Raw genomic sequence first — 24,981 nt, forward strand, 5'->3', positions numbered from 1 at the left:
TTCCACGCCGCGCGGCCGGAAGCCCCTCGAAAGAGGGACGGGGTTGTCCACAGAGGTGGATTCCTCCACAGAACCACGGGCCTCGCTGGTTCACGACCCCGAAAGCATGGCAGGCTCTGTTCATTGCGAGTCTGAAGTCGAGGAGAGTGAATCCTTGCGGTCCGACGCCAACATCGCGGGACCGATGACCGATCCGGTCCCCGGTCCCCGCACCGAATCGGCGGGGGAGGATGTTTCACGTGAAACACCGCCCCCGATGGACGACACCCCCATTGGTCGAGCTGCCCAGTTGGCGGTGGAGGCACTGGGCCGCGCCGGCGAGGGCCTGCCCCGCCCAGAGCAGACGCGTGTCATGGTCGTCGCCAATCAGAAGGGCGGCGTGGGGAAGACAACGACAACGGTCAACCTCGCCGCTTCGCTCGCGCTCCATGGCGCGCGCGTTCTGGTGATCGATCTCGATCCACAGGGCAACGCCTCCACGGCGCTCGGGATCGACCATCACGCCGAAGTCCCCTCGATCTATGACGTCCTGGTGGAGAGCAAGCCACTCTCGGAAGTGGTCCAGCCTGTCCCGGACGTCGAAGGCCTCTTCTGTGCCCCGGCCACCATCGATCTCGCCGGTGCGGAGATCGAGTTGGTGTCGCTGGTGGCACGGGAGAGCCGACTGCAGCGGGCGATCGAGGCGTATGAGCAGCCGTTGGACTACATCCTCATCGACTGCCCGCCCTCGCTCGGCCTGCTGACCGTCAACGCGATGGTCGCCGGTGCCGAGGTGCTGATCCCCATTCAGTGCGAGTACTACGCGCTGGAAGGTCTGGGGCAGCTGCTGCGGAACGTCGATCTGGTGCGTGGACATCTCAATCCCGCGCTGCATGTGTCGACGATCCTGCTCACCATGTACGACGGCAGGACGCGACTTGCCTCGCAGGTGGCGGACGAAGTGCGCAGCCACTTCGGCAAGGAGGTGCTGCGGACGAGCATCCCTCGGTCCGTACGTATCTCGGAGGCGCCGAGCTATGGCCAGACGGTGCTGACGTACGACCCGGGGTCCAGCGGGTCTCTGTCGTATCTCGAAGCCGCCCGTGAGATCGCTCTAAGGGGGGTTGGGGTGCACTACGACGCCCAGCAGGTCCATATGGGCAGCCAGAACAGCCAGCAGAGTTTGTCGGAGGGGATCCAGTGAGCGACCGACGTAGAGGATTGGGGCGTGGGCTCGGTGCGCTGATCCCTACCGCTCCGCAGGAGAAGCAGGTGCCCTCCGCCGGAGTGGCCTCGGCTCCTCCGGGAGCGGCTTCGACGGTGATCACGGAGCGGGGCGTGGCCGCCGCGAAGGTGACATCGCTGCCGCAGGCCGCTGTGCCGCCGGACACGGAGACGGTGGTTCCGGACCAGGAGGCGGCGCCCGCGCCGACGGCCGGGGCGCACTTCGCTGAAGTACCGATCGGATTCATCACACCGAACCCCCGGCAGCCCCGTGAGGTGTTCGACGACGACGCACTCGCCGAGCTGGTCACATCCATCAAGGAGGTAGGGCTCCTCCAGCCGGTTGTCGTACGGCAGGTAGGGCCGGAGCGCTATGAGCTCATCATGGGTGAGCGGCGCTGGCGGGCGTGCCGGGAAGCCGGGCTGGAACGCATTCCAGCGATCGTCCGCGCCACGGACGACGAGAAGCTGCTGCTTGACGCGCTGCTGGAGAACCTGCACCGTGCCCAGCTGAACCCGCTGGAAGAGGCTGCGGCCTACGACCAGTTGCTGAAGGATTTCAACTGCACGCATGACCAGTTGGCCGACCGGATCGGGCGCTCGCGTCCGCAGGTCTCCAACACGCTCCGTCTGCTGCGGCTTTCACCCCCTGTGCAACGCAGGGTTGCCGCCGGTGTGCTGTCGGCCGGTCATGCGAGGGCTCTTCTCTCGGTGGAGGACTCAGAGGAACAGGACCGGCTGGCGCATCGGATCGTGGCCGAAGGGCTCTCGGTTCGAGCGGTCGAGGAGATCGTGACCCTGATGGGGTCGCGTCCTCAGAGCACTCCGAAGTCGAAGGGGCCGCGAGCCGGCGCCCGGCTGTCACCGGCGCTGACCGATCTGGCATCGCGTCTTTCGGACCGCTTCGAAACCCGGGTGAAGGTCGACCTGGGACAGAAGAAGGGAAAGATCGTCGTCGAGTTCGCCTCGGTAGACGATCTGGACCGGATTCTTGGCACGCTCGCACCGGGCGAGGGACGTGTCCTGGAGAAGAGCCTTTCCGAGGAAGAGGGCGCTGGGGAGGACGACGAGAGCTGACGCTCTCATGCAGCCACCGGGCGGGCCGTGTTCCATGCTGACTGGAAAACGGTCCGCCCTTTGCTGTCCCTCGGTGTGCCGGAAACCTCTGGGTGGATACGATGCGTTCTGGTAGGGCGCATCCACGTTGATCCACCTCAGAAGGAGAGCGGAGGCCATGCGACCGGTGAGCCGCAACCAATTGGTGTCAGCTGGACTGGGTCTCGGTGTGCTCGGCGGCTTCGTCGGCAGCCTGCTTCGGGAACGGAGTGCGCTGACAGCCGCCCGAGACGCGGCAGGCGAGGGAAGTGAGGAACTGCCTCCATGGGGCGTCGGCTGGTACCGCTCACGCTGGACAACCTTCCGGACCTCCCCAAGCGCTGCCGTGCGTGTGTCTACTGGGAGCTTGACCCGGTCAGCGGGGAAGCCGCAGTAAGGACGGGCAGGGCCGAGGCGGAGAAAGAGGCATGGATCTCGGCCGTTCTGCTGGAGTGGGGGTCCTGCGGCCGGGTCGTCTATATCGACGATGTGCCGGTCGGCTTCGTTCTGTACGCGCCGCCGGCGTACGTGCCGCGGTCCACGGCCTTCCCGACGAGCCCGGTCTCTCCGGACGCGGTCCAGCTCATGACCGCGTGGATCAGGCCCGGTTACCAAGGGCAGGGACTCGGCCGGGTGATAGTGCAGACCGTGGCCAAAGATCTGCTGCGGCGTGAATTCAAGGCCATTGAGGCCTTCGGTAACGCCCGCTGGGAGGAACCGGCCTGTGTGCTGCCCGCCGATCATCTGCTGGCGGTGGGCTTCAAGACCGTGCGCCCACATCCGAGGTATCCACGGTTGAGACTGGAGCTGCGGACCACGCTTTCCTGGAAGGAAGATGTGGAACTGGCGCTGGACCGGTTGCTGGGCGCGGTGAAGAAGGAACCGGCGCTGAGGCCGCTCTGAGTCGGACGAAGGAAGACGAGACATAAAACGGGCCCGATCCCCCGGCTGGAGGAACGGGCCCGTTTCACGTGAAACATCGAAGGCCGCTCGTGCTGACCGTCGACTGTCCTACTCGCTGATGAAGCCTTCCAGCTCCTTCACGAGCGCGGACTTGGGCTTGGCACCGACGATGGTCTTGGCGACCTCACCGTTCTGGTAGACGTTCAGCGTCGGGATGGACATGACGCCGTACTTCGCTGCGGTGGCCGGGTTCTCGTCGATGTTGAGCTTGACGATCTGGATCTTGTCGCCGTGCTCGGCCGCGATGGCCTCGAGCGACGGAGCGATCTGGCGGCACGGTCCGCACCAGGCAGCCCAGAAGTCCACCAGTACGGGCTTGTCGCTCTTCAGGACGTCCTCTTCGAAGGAGTCGTCGGTCACATGCTTCAGGTCGCCGGCCACGGCGGCCTCCTTAAAATCGTGGGTGTGTGTCGAGGATGGACGATCAGACGGTGGCGGTCTTCTCCGGCTCGGCGGTCGACTCGCTGTCGCCCAGCGCGGCGAGATGGCGCTCGGCGTCGAGAGCGGCAGAGCACCCGGTGCCCGCAGCGGTGATCGCCTGACGGTAGGTGTGGTCGACGACATCGCCGGCGCCGAAGACCCCGGACAGGTTGGTCCGCGTCGACGGGGCAGCGACGGTGAGGTATCCCTCGTCGTCCAGATCGAGCTGACCCTTGAAGAGCTCGGTCCGCGGGTCGTGGCCCACCGCGATGAACAGGCCGGTCACGGAGAGCGGTGAGGTCTCGCCGGTCTTGGTGTTGCGCAGAGTCAGACCGGAGAGCTTCTGATCGCCGTGGATCTCCGCGACCTCGCTGTCCCAGGCGAACTTGATCTTGGGGTCGGCAAAGGCACGGTCCTGCATGGCCTTGGAGGCACGCAGCGTGTCCCTGCGGTGGACGATCGTGACGGACTTGGCGAAGCGCGAAAGGAAGGTGGCTTCCTCCATCGCAGTGTCGCCGCCACCGACGACGGCGATGTCCTGGTCCTTGAAGAAGAAGCCGTCACAGGTGGCACACCAGGAGACACCGCGCCCGGACAGGGTGTCCTCATTGGGCAGACCGAGCTTGCGGTGCTGGGAACCGGTTGTGACGATCACTGCCTTGGCGCGGTGCACCGTGCCGGCCGTGTCGGTGACGGTCTTGATGTCGCCGGTGAGGTCGGCTGCGATGACATCGTCCGGGACGAGCTCGGCGCCAAAACGCTCCGCCTGTGCCCGCATGCTGTCCATCAGGTCCGGGCCCATGATGCCGTCGCGGAACCCCGGGAAGTTCTCCACCTCGGTGGTGTTCATCAGCGCACCACCGGCGGTGACGGCGCCCTCGAAGACCAGCGGCTTCAGCGATGCGCGCGCGGTGTACAGCGCAGCCGTATAGCCGGCGGGCCCGGAGCCGATGATGATCACATTACGGACGTCGCTCACGGGTTTCTTCCTCGTCTCTGCAGACTGCCTACTGGGGCCGGATCAACGACTTTCACCCCATCCAACGGATCCTACGGGTCTTGCATTCCCGAGGTGTCCCGGCGGCACGCAGGGTGTCGTCAGCGGCGGGGGTAGGAGTGCGTCAGCAGGAGTTTCCCCTTGGACGAGGGGGCGCTGTCAACACAGGTCGCATCGATCACATACGCCTCGACCCGGGTGCTGTCGGCAGGGTGGGGCAGGACGACGAGGTAGGCACGGCTGCCCCGGTACATGCCTTGCTCGGCCGCGAGCGCGGCCTCGGTGCGGCCGGTGCCCTGCTGAACGCAGGAAGGCACCTCGGGTTCGGGCTCCAGCAGTGGTGCATTCGACATGCTGCGGTCGCTGCTCGAGCCATCCTCCCGTTGAGTCTTGGACTCTCCGGCTGGACGATCGGATGCCAGCAGCGCGTCTACGCGTCCTTGGAGGCGTGCCTTGGAGAACTCCTCCCCGGCGCCCGCAGTGGAATTCACCCCCGAGGCGGCCTGCTTGTTGGTACTGCTCTCGTTCGAGGCCTGGAACGACTGGAGCACCAGAAGACTGACCCCCACTGCGGCGGTTCCGAAGACGGCACCCAGTACCGCGATACGGCGCCGACGGCGCGTGTATCCGGCCCTGCCGGGGCCGGTAGCGGCCCTCGGACGGCCGGCGGGGCGGTCGGCTCGTACAGATTCTGCCGTGGCGGTCGGCGCTGACGTCTGAGGAACAGGCGTTGTTTCACGTGAAACATGCCCGGTCTTCCCGAGCGCCGTGTCGACGGGTGCGGTTTCGCCGGACGCGGCCGAGTCCAGGAGCGCCTCAGCAGCCAGCGCGGCATCGATACGTCCCGCGATCTCGGCCGGCATCCGTGGGGGCCCGGGCAGGGTGCCGAGCAGTCCCCTGATCTCTGCGAGGGAGTCGTGGACATCTGCGCACAGTGAGCAGCCGTCGAGATGGCGCCGTATATCGGCCGTGCGGGACGGCGAGAGCAGCCCCTCCGCCAGTTCGGAGATCTCCGAGACATCCGGGTGCTGAGCCGTGTCGGTCGTCGATGTCACGTGCGCCCACCTCCGCCCTTCACTGCAGCAGGATCGCTTGGTCCTGAATCCCTTGGCCCTGATGCCGGTGGGACGGATGCCCCCGGCGTCCGGTTCCTTCCCCTGCCGGGACCGCTGTTATCCCCGGCGTCCCCCCGTAGGTGAGTGAGCATGGGGAGAAGTCTGGCCCGACCGCGTGCGCAGCGGCTCTTCACCGTTCCGACAGGCACGTCCAGAACTGCCGCCGCCTCGGCCACGGGATAGCCCTGCATGTCGACGAGTACCAGGGCAGCCCGCTGGTCGGCGGGGAGCTTGGCCAGAGCCGCCAGGAGTTGCCGGTTGAGATCCTGGCGCTCGGCAGGAGCCTCGGCCGACTCATGGGGCTCAAGGAGCTGTTCCAGCCGCTCGGTGTCGTCCATGGGAGAGGTTTTGCGGGAGGCGGCCTTACGAGCCCGGTCCAGGCAGGCATTGACCGTGATGCGGTGCAGCCACGTGGTCACGGCGGACTGACCACGGAAGGTGTGGGCCGCTCGGAAGGCGGAGACCAGCGCGTCCTGAACCGCGTCGGCCGCTTCTTCGCGGTCGCCCAGCGTACGAAGGGCAACGGCCCAGAGCCGGTCGCGGTGGCGCCGTACCAGCTCACCGAATGCATGAGGGTGGCCATCAACATGAGCGCTCAGGAGGTCCTGGTCGCTTGTTTCGCCGAGTGCGGCGTCGTCCAACGGTGAGCCCCCTCCCCTGGTCCGGTCAGCCGGTGATCTCGATCTCCGAGATTCCGCCTCGGAAATCGCTGGACGATCCGTCTGTCGGCAGTTCGGTGATGTGGATCAATACGTACCGGGTCCGCACGGGCTTGTCGAGGGTGTCGCTGAGAGTGCTGCCCACCGTCTCCAGCTTGGTGAGGCGCTGGGAGAAGTCGGAGAGGGCGGTCGGGTTCGACGCACTCTCCCCGGCAGCCAGTGCTTGGGCCTTCTGACCGCCTCGGTACATGTCCACGTTCACGCCGGACACATCCCGCACGCTGCCGAGGTCAACGATTATGCCGCTGCCCTCTTTGCGATTCGGGAGATTCCCGAAGTTGGCGAAGCCCCGGTACTGCGGTGTGATCCAGGCGGTACCCGGATTGCCGTCGATGGCGTTGGGTACCTGCTCCTGCTGTATCCCGGACCCGCTGGGCATGAATTCGGTCGCACTGGAGATGTTGATGGGCTTGCCGGGCTTGACGGCCTTGTCGTCGTTTCCGGGAGTCGTTTGCGTGGGAGAGGGTTCTTCCGCCTCGTTGCGGTTGAGGAGCTGGTCGGCGACCTGCCAGCTGCCGAGCCCCAGGGCTGCGATGAGGAGTGCTGCGACGGTCCACTTCAGCGCCTTGCCGGTGCGGCTCTGGAGCGGGGGCGGCGGCACTACCACCGGGGCGGTGGCAGCGACCCCGGGAGCGGACTGCGGACGCCCGTAGGTGCCCTGCTGGTAGGTGGTGCGCTGGTACTCGGGCGGGGCGGCGAAAGTGGGTTCCGGCGGCCGGATGCGCGGCATGTCCGCGACCGCGGCCGCCAACTCGTCCGGGGTGGTGCAAGGCGGTTCCTGGCGGGAGGCGGTGGCGCCGTCATTGACCAAGGCCCGCATGGCGAGTTCTGAGAGACCGCGGTGTATCCCGGCGCGCACTTGGTCGGGGGCGATCAGTCCGATGTCCTTGGGCAGGCCGGAGAGGCCGTAGGCATCGGTCTCGTAGGGCCAGCGCTGTGTCAGCGCGGCATAGAGAAGTGCGCCGATCGCCTCGGTGTCCGTGCGCTGCGGCCGCTCGGCGCTGATCCCACGCAGAGCGGCGTTCACGGCGAGGCCGCGAATCCGGTACTGACCGCTGGACGTCCGCAGGACGGCTCCGGGCGTCAGCCGCAGATGGGCGAGACCTTCACGATGGGCCGCGGCCATGGCCTGGGAGATCTGACTGACCAGCTGATAGGCGTCGTGGGCTTCCATCGGCCCCGAGGCGAGGAGAGCGGTGAGTTCGACGGCGTCCGGCAGCCACTCGTGGACGACATAGACGAGGTCGTTCTCCTCGACGGCGTCCAGTACCTGAACGAAGCGCGGATCACCGAGCAGAGCGGCGGACCGGGCCGCGGCCAGCACAGAGCGGGCCCGGGGATGGCCGGCGGGAAGCAGATGTACGCCGACCGCACGGCGCAGTTTCTCGTCGACCGCACGCCAGCTGCTGAAACCGTCCAGACGGGTGACGCACTCCTCCAGGCGGTAACGTCTGGCGAGCTTGTGGCCGCTGTGCAGTTCCGGCGCCTCGACGGACGATTCGGAGCTCTGCCGCTCACTGCCCGTGTCCGGTGCGGATCGCTCCGCCGTGTCCTGGGCTTTCGCCAACCCGTCGGTCGTGGCCTTGTCCGCCTTGGCGGTCAGCGGTTCATCACCGCTGTTGTCGGCCACGTCGACGGCAGCCGTGCTACGTTCCGCCACCGTCGCTCCTGCCTCCCCATCCGTTGCGCACTATCCAACAACCAAGCCAATTGTGCCCACAGTCGGACGCTATGCACGACACACGGCAGCCGACGATGGTTGTGCTCGGCCCCGTCGTCCTAGCGTCCGAGACGTCCGCGCACCATGCCGACCATGGCGTTCAGCTCTTCGATCCGCATCTTCTTCGCCGAGACGAAGAAGACACCCAACAGGACGATGCCACCACCGATCAGTGCCGCCACCGCGCCGAGAGCGCCACTCCCGAGACGGTCCAGGACGGCGTAGGCGACCGCGCCGGCCGCGAGGGCCCCAGGGACGGACGCCAGACAGAGCCGGGCGTACGTACGCAGGACGCGGCCGCCATCCAGATCGCCACCCAGCCGGTTCTTCAGCCTGCGCCAGGCGACACCGACGCCGACCGCGTAGGCCAGCCCGTACGAGGCGGCCATGCCGACTACGGCCCAGCGCGAGGGCAGGACCACGTAGCAGACGGTGGAAGCGGCGGCATTGACCGCGGCGACGATGACCGTGTTGTAGAAGGGCGTCCGAGTGTCCTCGTAGGCGTAGAAACCGCGCAGCACGACGTACTGGATGGAGTACGGAATCAGTCCGAGAGCGAACGCCATCAGGATGAAGCCCATGGACCGCGCCGATTCCAGCCCACTCGACGAGAACATCAGGATGGACAGCGGGACGCCGAGCGCCAGGAAGGTGAAGGCGATCGGGACGATCGCGACCGCGGAATTGCGCAGTCCCTGGGAGATGTCGTCGCGCACCGCGCCGGGGTCGCCGTCGGCGGCGGACCGGGAGATCCGGGGCAGCAGCGCGGCCATGACCGAGACGGTGATGATGGCCTGCGGCATGCCCCAGATCAGCTGGGCGTTGCTGTAGGCGAGGATGCCGGTACCGTCCTTGCCGGACGCTTCGCCGGCGGCGGTGGCCAGCTGGGTGACGACCAGCACACCGGCCTGGTTGGCGAGGACGAAGAGGACGGTCCACTTGGCCAGCTTGACCGTCTTGCCGAGGCCGTGGCCCTTCCAGTCGAACCGCGGGCGGAACCGGAATCCGGTCTCCCGGAGGTACGGGACCATCGCGAGAGCCTGGACCACCAGGCCGAGCAGCGTGCCGATGCCCAGGAGCCGTACGCCGTCCGGGGGGATCGTCTGCACGGTCATGCTCGAGTCGGCGGCGGTTCCGTAGACCCAGATGAAGAGACCGAACGTGGTGATCATGACGATGTTGTTGAGGACCGGAGTCCACATCATCGCGCCGAACTTCCCGCGTGCGTTGAGGATCTGGCCCATCACCACGTGCACGCCCATGAAGAAGATCGTGGGCAGGCAGTAGCGGGCGAAGGTGACAGCGACGTTGTTGGCGGACGGATCTCCGGCGATCGTGTCCGACATCAGACGCACCAGCAGTGGCGCCCCGAACACGGCGAGGGCCACGATCGCACCGAGAGCCACCATGACGAGGGTCAGCAGCCGGTTGGCATAGGCCACGCCGCCGTCGTCATCGTTCTTCATCGCCCGCACGAGTTGCGGTACGAACACGGAGTTGAGGCCGCCTCCGACGGTGAGGATGTAGATCATCGTCGGCAGGGTGTAGGCCACGGTGAAGGAGTCACCGAGCAGCGCCGCGCCCAGGGCCGCGGTGATCACCAGGCTCCGTACGAAGCCGGTGAGCCGGGAGACCAGCGTGCCCGCGGCCATCACCGCGCTCGACTTGAGCAGTCCCGCGGCCTTGCCGGGCTTCTTGGCGGGGGGCGGGGGAGCCGCCTCGGGCTCCGGCGCGGTCAGTACGTGCCCCGACCCCTGCTGGTCGCGGTAGAGGTGTGCGAACGCGTCCGGTGGCGGAGTCTCGTCACCGGCCCGTGAGACCAGGTCGTCGATGCCCGTGAACTGGGTGGTTCTGGGGTCGTCCCCGTACGGGAGACGGCGCGACGGTCCGGCAGGCTCGGGAGGCGGGGTCTGGGCCCAGATGCGGGGATCGGGGGCGGGCTGCTCCGCGGAAGGCCGCTGGTACAGCTCCATGGTCTCCTGATAGGTGCCCGGAGGCGGCGGCGGGTGCGAGGCGCGGTCGTACAGCGCCTCGGTCACCGGGTCCTGCGTGGAGAGATCCTGTGCCCAGTAGGGATCCTGGGTGTAGGCGTCCTGGACATAGGGATCCGGGGCAGGCGGCGGAGAAGGCGGAACCTGGCCTGCCGGATCGCCGCCAGCGCCCTGCCCACGGTCACCGTCGTACGGCGCGTTCATGGTTACCCCACCTCATCGTCCCCGGCCGACCGGCCACGACATCGCTCAACGGTCCACTTTCTCACCCGTGCCCGACGCGTCCGCGCTTTCCGGTCCGGTGTCCGGTGTCAGGTCACTCGGCTGCTCAGGATCTGTGGCCTTCGGGGCCTGCCGACCGCCCGAGTCCTTCGTGTCGCGCGTGTTCTCCTCGCCGTCGGCGTTCTCGCCGTTGTCGGTGTCGTCGGCTGCGTCGGCACCGTCGTCGTCCGTAGGATCGGCGGCTTCCTTGCGGGCCACCGCCCGCTTGCGCTGGCTGTACATCTTGATCCCGGCCAGCACCAGCAGCAGTACGCCGCCTGCGATGACGAGCATCACGGTGGGCGTGATCTCGGAGACCTTGACCTGGAAGGTCATGGGGCCGCCGTAGGGCTTGCCGTCAACCGTGTAGAGCTGCGCGGTCACCTGCACCGGACCGTTGGCGTTGCCGGCGCCGGTGAACTTCACCGACTGGCTGTGCCCGCCGTCGATCTTGATCGGCTGCTCGGTAACCGCCTGGTTACCGTCGAGCTTGAGGCGGGTCGGGTTGTCGGACTTGAGGCGGAGCACCAGATTCTGGACACCCTGCACCAGCTTGTTCTGGACCGTCACCGGGATCGTCGCGCTGCGTCCGGACAAGGTGAGGACCGACTTCGGGATGAGCTGCACCTCACTGGTGAGGCTCAGCAGGTAGGTCTCCACCGTGGTGCGGTACTGCTGGGCATCGGTGGGTTCGCCCCGCCAGGAGGTGGACATCGCCCGGTTGATCGCGTTGCTGAAGGGAGCGGCCACGCGATCCGGTGAGCTCAGGATGGCCTTGAAGTTGTCGAGCCGTTCCTGCGTCTTCTTGATCTCCAGGAACGTCCCGGTCGACAGCTCCTGACCACGCAGGTTCTTCGGGTACTGGGCAGAGCTGGGCACCTTGGTGGTGGCGTTGGAATCAGGCTTGGCGGCGGCCGCCTCGACCAGATCGGCCGACTGCGTCCAGCGTTCGGGGTCCAGGCCACGCAGCGCGCTTGCCATCGACTGCGCCTGGGAGGCCGTCGGCATCCGCTGGGGGGCCACGACGACGTTGCGCTGGTTACCGGGCTCCTGCAAGGTCAGCGCCAGCGACTGGGCGAGGAACTTCTGGACCGCGAGAGTGGAGCTGCCTGCCTTCGTCATATCGCCCTGGAAGGCTGTGGAGAGCCTGGTGTCGGCGACGACCGCCGTTGTCCCGCCGCCGATCGGGCGGGCGGCGCTGGGGGTGTACGGCAGATTGTCCTGGAGGCTGTCGCCGCGAGTGATGACCTTGTGGGCACCCGCCGAGGTCGCGACATCGATGATCGAGGGGTCGATCGCGCCGTCCACGGGCCAGGCGAAGTCGACGGACGGCTTCACATGGAGGACGGTCTCCACCGTCTTCCCGGCCACATCGGTGGCGGGCTGCAGATGGCTGAGCGCCCCGGAGACGTTCTTGCCGCGATGGGCCAGCGATGCCAGGTCCGGATCACCGAACGGCAGGGCGACGACCTTGCGGTCCTTGACCGCCTTTTCCAGGGAGTTGAGCCACTGGGTGGCAATGGCCTGGTTCCTGCCCGGGACAACGGTGTCCCCGCTTCTGACGCGGTAGTTCCGGGTCATGGCATCCGCGGTGGCGATCAGATCCGGGTCGATGACCCAGGTGACGGGAAGCTGGCTGCCGAGGGTGACCATCTGTTCCAGCCGGCCACCGGGAGCCATCTCCTCGGCGAGGCCGTCGTCCTCGAAGACAGGGGTCTGCTGATCGTCGGAGCCGGTCTCCGCGGAGAGATGCGCCGATGACATCAGCGGCCAGAGCGCGGTGAGCTGTGTCTTCTTCTCTGTCGCCTCGGGCTGCCAGGGAAGGAACGTGCGCTGGATGCCCAGCACGTGCTGGTACGGAGCGGCGGAGGTCTGACCGGTCAGCGACACGCCGAGCTGGTACACACCGTCCTCGCCGAGCCCGAGCTTGTTGACCGGGACGGACAGGGCGAAGTCCTGGGAGATGCCGGAGGCGAGCTTCGGAAAGGTGACCTTGTACTTGCCGCCGAGCGGGGCCACATCACCCGAGGCATTGGTGGAACGCTCGGAGGCGTCGTCGATGGCGGTCCTGCCGGACAGTCGCGGCCCGACGCGCAGATCCACCTGGGCGCTGGTGATCGGCTTCTTGCCCTGGTTGGTCACCGAGCCGGAGACGGTGAGGGTGTCGCCCTTCACCGGGGCGCTCGGGCTGAGTGTGTCGAGCGACACATCGACCGTACGGGGGCCGGATGCCTCCGGCGCGGCATGGGCCGCAGGGGCCGCCGTGCCGGCCAGCAGGCCTGCCAGGAGCGGCGCTCCGGCGATCAGGGAGGCTGTACGCCGCAGCCACCGGCGGGCAGGAGAATGACCCATCCCCTGGAAGTCTGCCGCCTCCGCCACGCGCTCGCCCGTCCCTCGTCATCGTTGGTTGCCGTTGGTGGTTGTCGATTGCTGCGTCCACGCATGGTAACGATGTGTGCTGTGGTGAAGTGCTGGGGACTGCTCCACATGATCAGAAGAATCTCATGCGTCACAGGAAACCCGTGAATCGGCGGCCGGGACCGAAACGGGGACGACCGCGTGAGTCTTGGCACGTAACCTTTTCTGTTGTGCCGAACGCCAATGAAGACAATCCCAGTGCCCTCAGCCAGGTGCAGCGCCGCGCGGTCAGTGAGCTGCTGCGGGTGTCCCCCGTCGCCGACGATCTCGCGCGCCGATTCCAGGAAGCCGGATTCAGTCTTGCCCTGGTCGGCGGCTCGGTCAGGGACGCCCTTCTTGGGCGTCTCGGCAATGACCTGGATTTCGCGACCGACGCCCGGCCCGAGGACGTTCTGAAGATCGTCAGGCCTTGGGCGGACTCGGTATGGGAGGTCGGGATCGCCTTCGGCACGGTCGGCTGTCAGAAGGACGCCCGAGTCGGAGACGCTGATCAGCGCTTCCTGGTCGAGGTGACGACGTACCGCTCGGAGGCGTACGACCGGACGTCACGCAAACCTGAGGTGTCTTACGGCGACTCGATCGAGGAAGACCTCGTGCGCCGTGACTTCACGGTGAACGCGATGGCCGTAGCCCTGCCGCAGAAGGAGTTCATCGATCCCCACGGCGGACTGGAGGACCTCTCGGCCCAAGTGCTGCGTACTCCCGGCACTCCCGAGGAGTCCTTCTCCGACGATCCGCTGCGAATGCTCCGGGCTGCTCGATTCGCCGCACAGCTGGATTTCGAGGTGGCTCCGGAGGTGGTCGCGGCCATGACGGCCATGGCCGACCGCATCGAGATCATCTCCGCCGAGCGAGTACGTGACGAACTGAACAAGCTGATCCTCTCCGCTCGGCCGCGCAAGGGACTGGCGCTGCTCGTGCACACCGGTCTCGCCGAGCGGATGCTCCCAGAGCTTCCTGCGCTGCATCTGGAGAGTGATGAGCACCACCGGCACAAGGATGTGTACGAGCACTCCCTGACCGTCCTGGAACAGGCCATCGACCTGGAGGAGGACGGTCCGGACCTGGTACTGCGGCTGGCCGCGCTGCTGCACGACATCGGCAAGCCCCGGACGCGACGCTTCGAGCAGGACGGCCGGGTCTCCTTCCACCACCACGAGGTGGTGGGCGCGAAGATGACCAAGAAGCGGATGATCGCGCTCAAGTACTCCAACGAGATGGTGAAGGACGTCTCGCGGCTGGTGGAGCTGCACCTGCGCTTTCACGGCTACGGGACGGGTGAGTGGACTGATTCGGCGGTACGGCGCTACGTGCGTGATGCCGGTCCGCTGCTGGAACGGCTCCATAAACTGACCCGCTCGGACTGCACCACACGCAACAAGCGCAAGGCGAACGCGCTCTCCCGGGCGTATGACGGCCTGGAAGCACGCATCGCCCAGCTCCAGGAGCAGGAGGAGCTGGATGCCATCAGGCCGGATCTGGACGGCAACGAGATCATGGAGATCCTGGGCGTCGGTCCCGGGCCGGTGATCGGCAAGGCGTACACCTTCCTGCTGGAGCTGCGGCTGGAGAACGGGCCGATGGAGCGTGACGCGGCCATCGCCGCGCTCAAGGAATGGTGGGCAACGCAGCACTGAGGGGCGCACGGGGTCATGTTTCACGTGAAACATGACCCCGTGCGTGGTCCTCCGGAGGGCGACGTTTCACGTGAAACGTCGCCCTCCGCGCGTGAGGGACGCGGATACGGCTGCGTAGAGCAGAGCGACCATCACTACGAGCGGTACCGACCGGCCGTCCGGCGGCAGCATCAGGGCGGCCGCTCCGGCGGCTCCGACGAAGGCGACGTTGAAGAGAACGTCGTAAAGGGAGAAGACCCGGCCGCGGAAGGCGTCATCGACGCCTGTCTGCACCACGGTGTCTGCGGCGATCTTCGAGCCTTGTGTGACCAACCCCAGAACGAACGCGGCGATCAGTATGGGTACGGGGGTGAAGGGAAGCCCCAGGGCTGGTTCCAGTACGGCCGCTGCCCCCGCGCACAGCGCCATCCATCCGTACGGCCCGAGCCGCCCCACCGCCCAGGGAGTGAGTACGGCGGCGGCGAAGAATCCTGCTCCGGAGATGGCGGCGGCCAGTCCGAGAAGCGCCAGTCCGTCGGATTCCCGCTCCGTCCAGGCGTACCTGCAGAGCATCAGCACCATCACCGTCAGCGCTCCGTAGCAGAAGCGCATCACCGTCATGGCGGCCAGCGCGCCGGCCGCCGCTCGCCGCTGTGCGAGGTGCCGGATCCCATCCGCGAGTCCGCTCGCGGTGGAGGCCAAGGCTGCCCCCAGTCGTAGTTGGTCCAACGCCCGCTCGGGGCCGAGCAGTTCGCGCGCCAGCAGGAGTGAGGTGAAGGCCGCACAGAGATAGAGGACGGCGCCCAGCAGCATCACGGCCGCGTCGGAGTCGGCGGCCGTCAGTCGGACGACGAAGGCGAGCCCACCTCCCGCGGTCGCGGCGAGTGTCCCGGCGGTCGGTGAGAGCGAGTTCGCGAGGACGAGACGGTCGTCGTCGACCACGTGGGGCAGGGCGGCCGAGAGGCCGGCGAGAACGAACCGGTTGACGGCGGTCACGGACAGCGCTGAAACGTAGAAGAGCCAGTCGGGCACGGAAGCGAGGATCAGTAGCGCCGTACAGCTCGCCAGCAGGGCCCGCAGCAGATTCCCGTACAGGAACACCTGGCGGCGCTGCCAGCGGTCCAGAAGCACACCGGCGAACGGACCGATCAGTGAATAGGGCAGCAGCAGTACCGCCATGGCGGAGGCGATCGCGGCGGGCGAGGTCTGTTTCTCGGGGGAGAAGACCACGTACGCGGCGAGCGCGACCTGGAAGACGCCGTCTGCCGCCTGGGAGAGCAGGCGGACCGCGAGCAGCCGGCGGAAATTGCTGAGGCGCAGGAGTACGCGCAGATCACGTACGACAGGCATGTGAGTCAGCGTCACATATGTACCGGTGAAGCACGCGAGAAGGGTCCCCGAACACTGGGGACCCTTCTCGTACGCGCGGGAAAACCGATCTCTGAGTCCCGCGACGGGGCGAACGTCGCCGAGAGAGGTACTGCGACCAACCGGCAAAGACCGGCTGACAGGGCCTAGCGCTCGACCTCACCGGCGATGAACTTCTCGACGTTGTCGCGGGCCTCGTTGTCGAAGTACTGAACCGGCGGCGACTTCATGAAGTACGAGGACGCGGAGAGAATCGGGCCACCGATGCCACGGTCCTTGGCGATCTTCGCGGCGCGCACGGCGTCGATGATGACACCCGCGGAGTTCGGGGAGTCCCAGACCTCGAGCTTGTACTCCAGGTTCAGCGGGACGTCACCGAAGGCGCGGCCCTCGAGACGGACGTACGCCCACTTGCGGTCGTCCAGCCACGCGACAAAGTCCGACGGGCCGATGTGGACGTTGTCGGCCCCCAGGTCGCGGTCGGGGATCTGGGAGGTGACGGCCTGCGTCTTCGAGATCTTCTTGGACTCCAGGCGCTCGCGCTCGAGCATGTTCTTGAAGTCCATGTTCCCGCCGACGTTCAGCTGCATCGTGCGGTCCAGGACGACGCCGCGGTCCTCGAAGAGCTTCGCCATGACGCGGTGTGTGATGGTGGCGCCGACCTGGGACTTGATGTCGTCGCCGACGATCGGGACACCGGCCTCGGTGAACTTGTCCGCCCACTCCTTCGTGCCGGCGATGAAGACCGGGAGGGCGTTGACGAAGGCGACCTTGGCGTCGATGGCGCACTGCGCGTAGTACTTCGCGGCGTCGTCGGACCCCACGGGCAGGTAGCAGACGAGGACGTCCACCTGCTTGTCCTTGAGGGTCTGGACGATGTCCGCCGGAGCCGCGGGGGACTCCTCGATCGTCTGGCGGTAGTACTTGCCCAGACCGTCGAGGGTGTGTCCGCGCTGGACACTGACGCCGGTGGACGGCACGTCACAGATCTTGATGGTGTTGTTCTCACTGGCTCCGATGGCGTCCGCGAGGTCGAGACCGACCTTCTTCGCGTCGACGTCGAAGGCGGCCACGAACTCGATGTCCCGCACGTGGTAATCGCCGAACTGAACATGCATCAGACCCGGGACCTTGCCCGCCGGGTCGGCGTCCTTGTAGTACTCGACGCCCTGCACCAGTGAGGCGGCGCAGTTGCCCACGCCGACGATGGCTACGCGAACCGAACCCATTCCGCTTGCTCCCTGTGTCTCTCAGTGTTCGTGATGAAACCCTGCGGAGGTGCAGGACCTCACTTGGCGGTGTCGGCGGACGGATCCGGCGGTCCGGGACGTTCCGGGGGCGTACCCCCGGGAGACGCGGCATCCCGGTGCCGGGGCAGGCCGTCCGCTTCCCCGGATGTGTCTCCTTGTGCGGCGGGCCCTTCGGGTGCGGACCGTCTCTGATCCCGCCCCGCCCGCTCGCTCTCGATGAGCTCGTTCAGCCAGCGCACCTCGCGCTCCACGGACTCCATTCCATGGCGCTGGAGCTCGAGCGTGTAGTCGTCGAGGCGCTCGCGCGTACGGGCCAGGGAGGCGCGCATCTTCTCCAGACGCTCCTCGAGGCGGCTGCGACGGCCCTCCAGCACACGCATCCGTACCTCGCGCTCCGTCTGTCCGAAGAAGGCGAACCGAGCAGCGAAGTGCTCGTCCTCCCAGGCGTCCGGGCCGGTGTGTGACAGGAGCTCCTCGAAGTGCTCCTTACCTTCCGCCGTCAGCCGATAGACGATCTTGGCTCGGCGCCCCGCGAGCGAAGCGGCGAGCGCGTCCTCGAGAGCGCTGCCCGGCTCTTCGATCAACCAGCCATGGGCGACCAGCGTCTTGAGACACGGGTAGAGCGTCCCGTAGCTGAACGCCCGGAAGATCCCCAGCGAAGTATTGAGCCGTTTCCGCAGCTCATAGCCGTGCATGGGGGACTCGCGGAGCAGGCCGAGAACGGCGAACTCAAGGATGCCCGAGCGCCTGCTCATCCATCGCCTCCTCCGCTGTGAGGGACTCTTCTATCGTGCTGATGTATCGACTCGATACATCAGCACGATAGAACGGAGATACTGATGGGGCAAGGGGGGCCTTGGTGAGCGGCATCACATCGGTAATTCTCAGGAAGCAACTTGCCTGATTTGGGGTGAACTTCAGCTCTAGGTAGGTTTTGGCCGTGCGTAGTCTGTGCGGCATGCAGACCACCGGGAACCCAGCGACGCTCTTGAGCGTCAAGACTGTCGGCTTACCGGCTGCATGCCGGATGAGCCCCAAGGGGGGCGCATCCGTATTCAGTTCGGGGGGACCGGAACTCAACTGCCGCTTCCAGGCGTACGCGCCTGCCCGAGGAGTAGTCGTTCGATGAGCGAGCACCGTCGCAAACCGCCACAGCCGCAGGGTGGCGGGCGTGCCGCGACCAGGCGTGCAGCCCAGCAGCCGTCAGGCCGCCGTGCTGCCCCTTCCCATGAGACAACTGCGGCGTCGGCCTCCGAGCCGCACGAGGACGAGCGCCCTTACAGCAGCCGTGCCGAAGCCAGACGTGCCGCTCAGAAGGGCGGCCGCAGGCGTGGGGCGGACGGCGGAGGCGCCGGCCGCGGCGGATCCGGCGGGGGCCGGCGCGGTGGCGGCGGGGGCCATGACGGTCCCGGCCGCGGCGGACAGCCGTCCAAGAAACGGCTGATCGACTACCCGCGCCACAACAAGCACGGATGGCGGCGCTGGGTGCCGTCCTGGAAGCAGACCACAGGTCTCTGTGTCGCTTTCGTCGGCTCGATTCTCGCCGCCAGCACCATCGCGTACGCCTTGGTGGAAGTACCCAACGACACCCTGGCTTCGAAGGCCGAGAACAACGTCTACTACTGGGACGACAACACCCCGATGGTCTCCACCGGTGGTGGTGCCAACCGGCAGATCCTCCCGATCGAGAACATCCCCGCGGCGATGCAGAACGCGGTGATCTCAGCGGAGAACAAGACCTTCAGGGACGACTCCGGCATCGACCCGATGGGTATCGCCCGGGCCCTCTTCAACATGGCCAAGGGCGGCGACACCCAGGGTGGCTCCACGATCACCCAGCAGTATGTGAAGAACGCGCGCCTGGGGGACCAGAGGCAGACGCTGGACCGTAAGTTCAAAGAGCTGTTCATCTCCATGAAGGTCGGCACCGACGTGGACAAGCCCGAGATCATGGCGGGCTACCTGAACACCTCGTACTACGGGCGTGGCGTGTACGGCATCCAGGCGGCCGCCCGTGCGTACTACAACAAGGACGCGAAGAAGCTGAACCCGAGCGAGTGCGCCTTTCTCGCCGCGGTACTCAAGGGCGCGACCTACTACGACCCGTACGGCGGCACGGACTACATCTCGTCGCGCACACCTGACAAGAACCTCGCGGCGGCCAAGGGCCGCTGGAGCTGGATCCTCGACGAGATGGTGAAGGACGGGCATCTCGACGCCGCCGAGCGTGCCAAGTACACCGAGTTCCCGATGCCCGTGCCTCCAGGGAAGAGCGACGAGCTGAGCGGACAGACCGGTTATCTGGTCGACCTCGCCAAGGCGTACTTCGTCAACAACAACGACAAGGGCGTCAAGGAGGAAAACCTCTCCAAGGGCGGCTACGAGATCCACACGACCTTCAACAAGAAGAAGGTCCAGAGCCTCACCAAGGCGGTCGACAAGGTCTACAAGGCCAATATCGACCCGAAGAAGCGCCCGGACACCGACAAGCACGTCCAGTTCGGTGGTGCCTCCGTCGATCCCTCCTCCGGAAAGATCGTCGCGATCTACGGCGGTTCTGACGCCACCAAGCACTTCACCAACAACGCCGACCAGACGGGTGCCCAGGTCGGATCGACCTTCAAGCCGTTCGTGCTGGCCGCGGCGATGGAGAGCGGTGTGCGCGACCCCAAGCTGCAACGGGTACAGAGCGCCGCCGAGAGAACGCCGGTGTCGCCGGACAAGTCCAAGTACAACGGTAACGACAGACTGAAGATCAAGAACTATGACGGTTCGGTCTGGCAGAACGAGGAAGGCAAGGAGTGGCTCCAGACCAACGACGGCGGCCACTCCTACGGTCAGATCGATCTGCGCTACGCCATGCAGGAATCCGCCAACTCCCCCTTCGTCCAGCTGGGTATGGATGTCGGCATTCCCGAGGTGAGGAACGCGGCCATGAAGGCCGGGCTCCTGGAGAGTTCCCTCGTCGGCGCCGACGTCCCGTCCTTCTCGATCGGTATCTCCGACCCCAGCGCCATCCGGATGGCGGGTGCCTACGCCACGTTCGCCGCCAGTGGTGAGCAGCGCGATCCGTACTCCGTCGACAAGGTGCTGAAGAACGGCGAGACCCTTTACGAGCACGAGGGCAAGGCGAGCACGGCGTTCCCCGCGAAGGTCGCGGACAACGTCACGGACGTACTGAAGACCGTGGTGGAGAAGGGAACCGGCAAGAACGCCCGGCTGGAGGGGCGCGAGGTGGCCGGTAAAACCGGTACCACCGACGGCAACAAGTCCGCCTGGTTCGTGGGCTACACCCCACAGCTGTCGACCGCCATCGACATGTACCGGATGGACGACAACGCGAAGAGCAAGAACCGCAAGTTCCTGGAGATGTTCGGCACCGGTAACCAGAAAAAGATCCACGGCGCCTCGTTCCCCTCCGACATCTGGCACGACTACATGGAGCAGGCGCTCAAGGGCACGAGCCCGGAGAAGTTCCCCAAGCCCGAGCCCATCGGTGAGGCCGTTCTCGGCGGCGGCGCGACTCCGTCCACGTCGCCGAGCAAGTCCGCGTCGGAGTCGGCGCCGGAGTCGCCGAGCACTTCGCCGAGCGAGTCGGCGCCGGCGTCGCCGTCGGCGTCGCCCTCGGCGAGTCCGTCCGAGACCTGCAACAACCCGTTCGGTTGTGGTGACCCCGGCACCGACGGGGGCAATGACAACGGTGGGCCCGGTGGTGGCGGCAGGCCGACCGAGTCGCCGTCCGACGAAGAGACCGACGACGACGGTGGAGGAATCTTCGGTTAGCGCCCGGCCTGGGGCATCCCGTCCCCAGGCCTGACGCGCCCGTCACGAGGGCCGTCGCACCGTACGTACACACTCGTTGTACGCACGGTGCGGCGGCCCTCGTCGCGTTCCCGGCCACGTACGGCAGGATGGTCGGCATGCCGAGCGCAGAAGAGACAACCGTGGACCAGGACCGGTCGGTGGTACCGCCCACGCGGCGGGACGAGATCGCCGCGGCCGGCAGCGAGCTGATCGGCGGCCCGGCCGGGCGCTGGGCCTGGTCCGGCAGCAGTCGGCTCACGCCCGTGCGGGTGGTGGCGCTGGTGGCGATCGGGATGTTCGCGCTGGGCATGGTGCAGAAGATGCCGTGCTACGACTGGGCGTGGTTCCAGGGCGCCAGCTCCCAGTACACGCACGCCTGCTACTCGGACATCCCGCACCTCTTCCTGGGACGCGGCTTCGCCGACAATCTGGTGCCGTACTTCGACCGGCTCAACGGCGACATGGAGTACCTGGAATATCCCGTGCTCACGGGCGTCTTCATGGAGGTCGCCTCCTGGCTCACGCCGGGGGGCTCCACGCAGTTCCGCGAGCAGATGTACTGGATGGTCAACGCGGGGATGCTGATGATCTGCGCCGCGGTCGTCGCGGTCTGTGTCACCCGTACCCACCGGCGCCGCCCCTGGGACGCCCTGCTGGTCGCTCTCGCGCCCGCCTTCGCGCTCACCGCCACCATCAACTGGGATCTGCTGGCCGTGGCGCTCACGGCCGCCTCGATGCTGATGTGGTCACGCGGCCGGTCGCTGGCCTTCGGCATCCTCCTCGGGCTCGCGACCGCCGCAAAGCTCTATCCCGTGCTGCTGCTCGGGCCGCTGCTGCTGCTGTGCTGGCGGGCGGGAAAGCTCAGGGAGTACGGGACGGCCGTGCTGGGCGCGGCCGGTGCCTGGTTGCTGGTGAATCTGCCGGTGATGGTGCTCGCGCCCGAGGGGTGGAAGAAGTTCTACACCTTCAGCCAGGAACGCCAGATCGACTTCGGCTCCTTCTGGCTGATCATCACGCAGCGCACGGGCGAGTCCATCGAGGTCGGCACCGTCAACAACGTGGCGATGCTGCTGATGCTGCTGGCCTGCGCCGGTATCGGGGCGCTGGCCCTGACAGCCCCGCGCCGGCCGCGCTTCGCACAGCTCGCTTTCCTGGTCGTCGCCGCGTTCATCCTCACGAACAAGGTCTATTCGCCGCAGTACGTACTGTGGCTGGTTCCGCTGGCCGCCCTCGCCAGGCCGCGCTGGCGGGACTTCCTGATCTGGCAGGCCTGCGAGGTCATGTACTACCTGGGCATCTGGATGTACCTCGCGTACACGACGAGCGGTGACGACCACAAGGGACTGCCGGCGGAGGGCTATCAGCTCGCCGTCGCCCTGCATCTGCTGGCGACGCTGTATCTGTGCGCGCTGGTCGTGCGGGACATCCTGATGCCGGAGCGGGACGGCGTACGGACGGACGGCTCGGACGATCCGTCGGGCGGCGTGCTGGACGGGGCGGAGGACGTGTTCGTCCTCGGGCAGACGGTCAGTGCCTCCCCGCACGAGACCCAGGAGGCGGAGGGACCACGGGTCAAGTGGGGAACGAAGCCGTCCGAGGCGCCCTGAGCGGCTCGCGGAGCCCCGGACCGCCCCCGGGAGGCCCGGTTGTGCTCCTGGGCGCTCTCCGGGCTCAGGAGCACGTCTGCGGGGCCGCCGTCGTCGTACGTCAGCGGTCGACGATGCGGTCGAACTGTGTTGTCGTGTGCCGCAGGTGGGCCACCAGTTCGTCGCCGACCCGGGGCTCCTCGGCGTCCGCCGGCACGAAGAGAATCGACACCTGCATGTGCGGTGGTTCGGCGAACCAGCGCTGCTTGCCGGCCCAGACGAACGGCGAGAGGTTGCGGTTGACCGTGGCCAGACCGGCCCGGGCGACGCCCTTGGCGCGGGGCGTCAGGCCGTGCAGTGCCTTGGGGGCCTCCAGACCGACGCCGTGCGACGTGCCTCCGGCGACGACCACCAGCCAGCCGTCGGAGGCGGCCTTCTGCTGGCGGTAGCCGAACCGGTCGCCCTTGGCGACCCTGGTGACGTCCAGGACGGAGCCGCGGTACTCGGTCGCGTCGTGATCGCCGAGCCACAGCCGCGTACCGATACGGGCGCGGAAGCGGGTCTGCGGGAACTGCTGCTGCAGCCGGGCCAGTTCCTCGGCGCGCAGATGGCTGACGAACATGGTGTGCAGGGGGAGCCGCGCCGCACGCAGCCGGTCCATCCAGCCGATCACTTCCTCGACCGCGTCGGAGCCGTCCGTACGGTCGAGCGGGAGATGCAGGGCGAAGCCCTCCAGGCGTACGTCTTCAATGGCCGAGTGCAGCTGGCCGAGCTCCTCCTCCTTGACGCCATGGCGCTTCATGGAACTCATGCACTCGATGACGACCCGGGCGCCCACCAGGGCGAACACGCCGTCGACGGACGAGACGGAGCGGATGACGCGGTCGGGCAGCGGAACCGGCTCCTCATTGCGCCGGAAGGGCGTGAGGACAAGCAGGTCGCCGCTGAACCAGTCCTTGATCCGGGCGGCCTCGTAGATCGTGCCGACAGCGAGAATGTCGGAGCCGAAGCGGGTGGTCTCGTCGGCGAGACGCTCGTGACTGAAGCCGTAGCCATTGCCTTTGCAGACCGGGACAAGTCCCGGGAACTGCTCGATGACCGACTTCTGGTGCGCCCGCCAGCGCGCGGTGTCGACGTAGAGGGAGAGCGCCATGCCGGTCCGGAACCTTTCTGGTGGCTGCGGTGTGTGAAGGATATGGGTGGTCTTGAGGATCTCGACGTCCTTATGAAGACATCTGCCGGAGGTTTCCCCGGGAATACTTCCGCACGCGTCCCCCGGAATGTCCGGAGGACGGCCCGTGGCCCGTCATCGTGGTCAGCGCCGCGACATGTAGATGTCGAGCGCCTTGTGGAGCAGTTTGTTGAGCGGGAAGTCCCATTCGCCGATGTACTCGACGGCCTCGCCACCTGTACCGACCTTGAACTGGATCAGGCCGAAGAGGTGATCGGTCTCGTCGAGCGAGTCGGAGATGCCGCGCAGGTCGTAGACGGTGGCGCCCATCGCGTACGCGTCGCGCAGCATCCGCCACTGCATCGCGTTCGAGGGCCGGACCTCGCGCTTGTGGTTGGCGGAGGCTCCGTAGGAGTACCAGACATGGCCGCCGACGATCAGCATCGTCGCCGCCGCGACGTTCTCACCCTCGTGCCGGGCGAAATAAAGACGCATGCGGTTGGGGTCCTCGGTGTTCAGGACGCTCCACATGCGCTGGAAGTACGAGAGCGGGCGCGGCCGGAAATGATCCCGCTCGGCCGTGATCTCGTACAGCCGCTGCCACTCGCCGAGGTCCTCGTAACTGCCCTGGACGACATCGACGCCGGCTTTCTCGGCCTTCTTGATATTGCGCCGCCACAGCTGGTTGAAGCCCTTGAGGACATCGTCCAGAGAGCGGTTGGCAAGCGGCACCTGGAAGACATAGCGCGGCTGTACGTCACCGAAGCCGGCGCCGCCGTCCTCGCCCTGCTGCCAGCCCATCTTGCGCAGCCGGTCCGACACCTCGAAGGCGCGGGGTTCGATCTCCGTGGCCTCGACGTCGCGCAGGCGCTTGACGTCCGGGTCCTGGATGCCGGACTTGATCGCACCCGCGTTCCAGCGGCGGATGACGACCGGCGGCCCCATCTTCACGGAGAAGGCGCCCTGGTGCTTGAGATGCGCCAGCATCGGCGTCATCCACTCGTCCAGATTGGGGGCGTACCAGTTGATCACCGGGCCCTCGGGCAGATACGCCAGATAGCGCTTGATCTTGGGCAGCTGACGGTAGAGCACCAGTCCGGCACCGACGAGCTGGTCGTTCTTGTCGAACCAGCCCAGGTTCTCGGAGCGCCACTCGGTTTTGACGTCAGCCCATGCCGGGACCTGGCAATGACTTGCCGCGGGCAGGCTCTGGATGTATGCCAGATGCTGCTCACGACTGATGGTCCTCAGGGTCAGGCTCATGCGGGGCGCTCCTCGGCAGGT

At 66.9% G+C, this 24,981-nt stretch carries 19 protein-coding genes; 6 read left to right on the forward strand and 13 right to left on the reverse strand.

The genetic code is table 11. The annotated features are described in order from the left end of the window. Positions 1-106 precede the first annotated feature (106 nt). The 3 genes from ACIQD6_RS15420 to ACIQD6_RS15430 all read left to right on the forward strand — a co-directional run bounded on the left by ACIQD6_RS15420 (position 107) and on the right by ACIQD6_RS15430 (position 3,201). Positions 107-1,183, forward strand: coding sequence for a ParA family protein (locus ACIQD6_RS15420; protein ID WP_401882888.1), 1,077 nt, complete (start codon positions 107-109; stop codon positions 1,181-1,183). After that, positions 1,180-2,280: a ParB/RepB/Spo0J family partition protein gene (locus ACIQD6_RS15425; protein ID WP_401882352.1), complete on the forward strand. Its 1,101-nt coding sequence runs from the start codon at positions 1,180-1,182 to the stop codon at positions 2,278-2,280. Before ACIQD6_RS15420 ends, ACIQD6_RS15425 begins: the two co-directional genes overlap by 4 nt. 303 nt (positions 2,281-2,583) lie before the next feature. After that, positions 2,584-3,201, forward strand: coding sequence for a GNAT family N-acetyltransferase (locus tag ACIQD6_RS15430; RefSeq protein ID WP_401882355.1), 618 nt, complete (start codon positions 2,584-2,586; stop codon positions 3,199-3,201). Positions 3,202-3,309: 108 nt separating this feature from the next. Here the strand turns inward: ACIQD6_RS15430 and trxA are convergent, their stop codons facing one another. From trxA to ACIQD6_RS15465, 7 genes are all read right to left on the reverse strand, one after another. Next, positions 3,310-3,642: a thioredoxin gene (gene trxA / locus ACIQD6_RS15435; RefSeq protein ID WP_401882357.1), complete on the reverse strand. Its 333-nt coding sequence runs from the start codon at positions 3,640-3,642 to the stop codon at positions 3,310-3,312. 43 nt (positions 3,643-3,685) lie between these two features. Next, positions 3,686-4,660 (reverse strand): thioredoxin-disulfide reductase, encoded by a 975-nt coding sequence (trxB, locus tag ACIQD6_RS15440; protein ID WP_401882360.1) that lies wholly within the window; start codon positions 4,658-4,660, stop codon positions 3,686-3,688. Between the two features lie 119 nt (positions 4,661-4,779). Next, entirely contained in the window at positions 4,780-5,733 is a 954-nt protein-coding gene (locus tag ACIQD6_RS15445; RefSeq protein ID WP_401882362.1) for a hypothetical protein, read from the reverse strand. Continuing rightward, the gene (sigM, locus tag ACIQD6_RS15450; protein WP_401882365.1) at positions 5,730-6,434 is read right to left on the reverse strand and encodes an RNA polymerase sigma factor SigM; all 705 of its coding nucleotides are present in this window, start codon (positions 6,432-6,434) and stop codon (positions 5,730-5,732) included. Before sigM ends, ACIQD6_RS15445 begins: the two co-directional genes overlap by 4 nt. 25 nt (positions 6,435-6,459) lie before the next feature. Further along, entirely contained in the window at positions 6,460-8,172 is a 1,713-nt protein-coding gene (locus tag ACIQD6_RS15455; protein WP_401882367.1) for a protein kinase family protein, read from the reverse strand. A 119-nt stretch (positions 8,173-8,291) separates the two neighbouring features. Continuing rightward, complete coding sequence (gene murJ / locus ACIQD6_RS15460) at positions 8,292-10,427, reverse strand: murein biosynthesis integral membrane protein MurJ (RefSeq protein WP_401882370.1); 2,136 nt, start codon at positions 10,425-10,427, stop codon at positions 8,292-8,294. 45 nt (positions 10,428-10,472) lie between these two features. Beyond that, positions 10,473-12,863 (reverse strand): DUF6049 family protein, encoded by a 2,391-nt coding sequence (locus ACIQD6_RS15465; RefSeq protein ID WP_401882373.1) that lies wholly within the window; start codon positions 12,861-12,863, stop codon positions 10,473-10,475. Positions 12,864-13,072: 209 nt separating this feature from the next. Here ACIQD6_RS15465 and ACIQD6_RS15470 point away from each other — a divergent pair, with 209 nt between their 5' ends. Further along, positions 13,073-14,539: a CCA tRNA nucleotidyltransferase gene (locus ACIQD6_RS15470; protein ID WP_401882375.1), complete on the forward strand. Its 1,467-nt coding sequence runs from the start codon at positions 13,073-13,075 to the stop codon at positions 14,537-14,539. A 66-nt stretch (positions 14,540-14,605) separates the two neighbouring features. On the opposite strand, the gene ACIQD6_RS15475 is transcribed toward ACIQD6_RS15470, so the two are convergent. From ACIQD6_RS15475 to ACIQD6_RS15490, 4 genes are all read right to left on the reverse strand, one after another. After that, a complete protein-coding gene (locus tag ACIQD6_RS15475) occupies positions 14,606-15,868 on the reverse strand; it encodes an MFS transporter (protein ID WP_401882378.1) in 1,263 nt (420 codons plus the stop codon). 164 nt (positions 15,869-16,032) lie between these two features. Then, positions 16,033-17,115: an inositol-3-phosphate synthase gene (locus ACIQD6_RS15480; RefSeq protein WP_401882380.1), complete on the reverse strand. Its 1,083-nt coding sequence runs from the start codon at positions 17,113-17,115 to the stop codon at positions 16,033-16,035. 59 nt (positions 17,116-17,174) lie between these two features. Beyond that, entirely contained in the window at positions 17,175-17,891 is a 717-nt protein-coding gene (locus ACIQD6_RS15485) for a helix-turn-helix transcriptional regulator (RefSeq protein WP_401882383.1), read from the reverse strand. Next, on the reverse strand, positions 17,866-18,135 hold the full coding sequence (locus tag ACIQD6_RS15490; RefSeq protein WP_401882386.1) for a hypothetical protein: 270 nt from the start codon (positions 18,133-18,135) through the stop codon (positions 17,866-17,868). The genes ACIQD6_RS15485 and ACIQD6_RS15490 overlap by 26 nt, the downstream gene beginning before the upstream one ends. Before the next feature lie 126 nt (positions 18,136-18,261). Here ACIQD6_RS15490 and ACIQD6_RS15495 point away from each other — a divergent pair, with 126 nt between their 5' ends. Then, complete coding sequence (locus tag ACIQD6_RS15495; RefSeq protein WP_401882389.1) at positions 18,262-20,919, forward strand: transglycosylase domain-containing protein; 2,658 nt, start codon at positions 18,262-18,264, stop codon at positions 20,917-20,919. Positions 20,920-21,056: 137 nt separating this feature from the next. Continuing rightward, positions 21,057-22,547, forward strand: coding sequence for a glycosyltransferase family 87 protein (locus ACIQD6_RS15500; RefSeq protein WP_401882392.1), 1,491 nt, complete (start codon positions 21,057-21,059; stop codon positions 22,545-22,547). Positions 22,548-22,647: 100 nt separating this feature from the next. On the opposite strand, the gene ACIQD6_RS15505 is transcribed toward ACIQD6_RS15500, so the two are convergent. Beyond that, the gene (locus ACIQD6_RS15505; RefSeq protein ID WP_401882395.1) at positions 22,648-23,679 is read right to left on the reverse strand and encodes an alanine racemase; all 1,032 of its coding nucleotides are present in this window, start codon (positions 23,677-23,679) and stop codon (positions 22,648-22,650) included. 162 nt (positions 23,680-23,841) lie between these two features. Further along, positions 23,842-24,960: a lipid II:glycine glycyltransferase FemX gene (locus tag ACIQD6_RS15510; protein WP_401882396.1), complete on the reverse strand. Its 1,119-nt coding sequence runs from the start codon at positions 24,958-24,960 to the stop codon at positions 23,842-23,844. Between the last annotated feature and the right edge of the window lie 21 nt (positions 24,961-24,981).

The organism is Streptomyces sp. NPDC088400, assembly GCF_044753355.1.
In the GTDB taxonomy this organism is placed as follows: Bacteria; Actinomycetota; Actinomycetes; order Streptomycetales; family Streptomycetaceae; genus Streptomyces.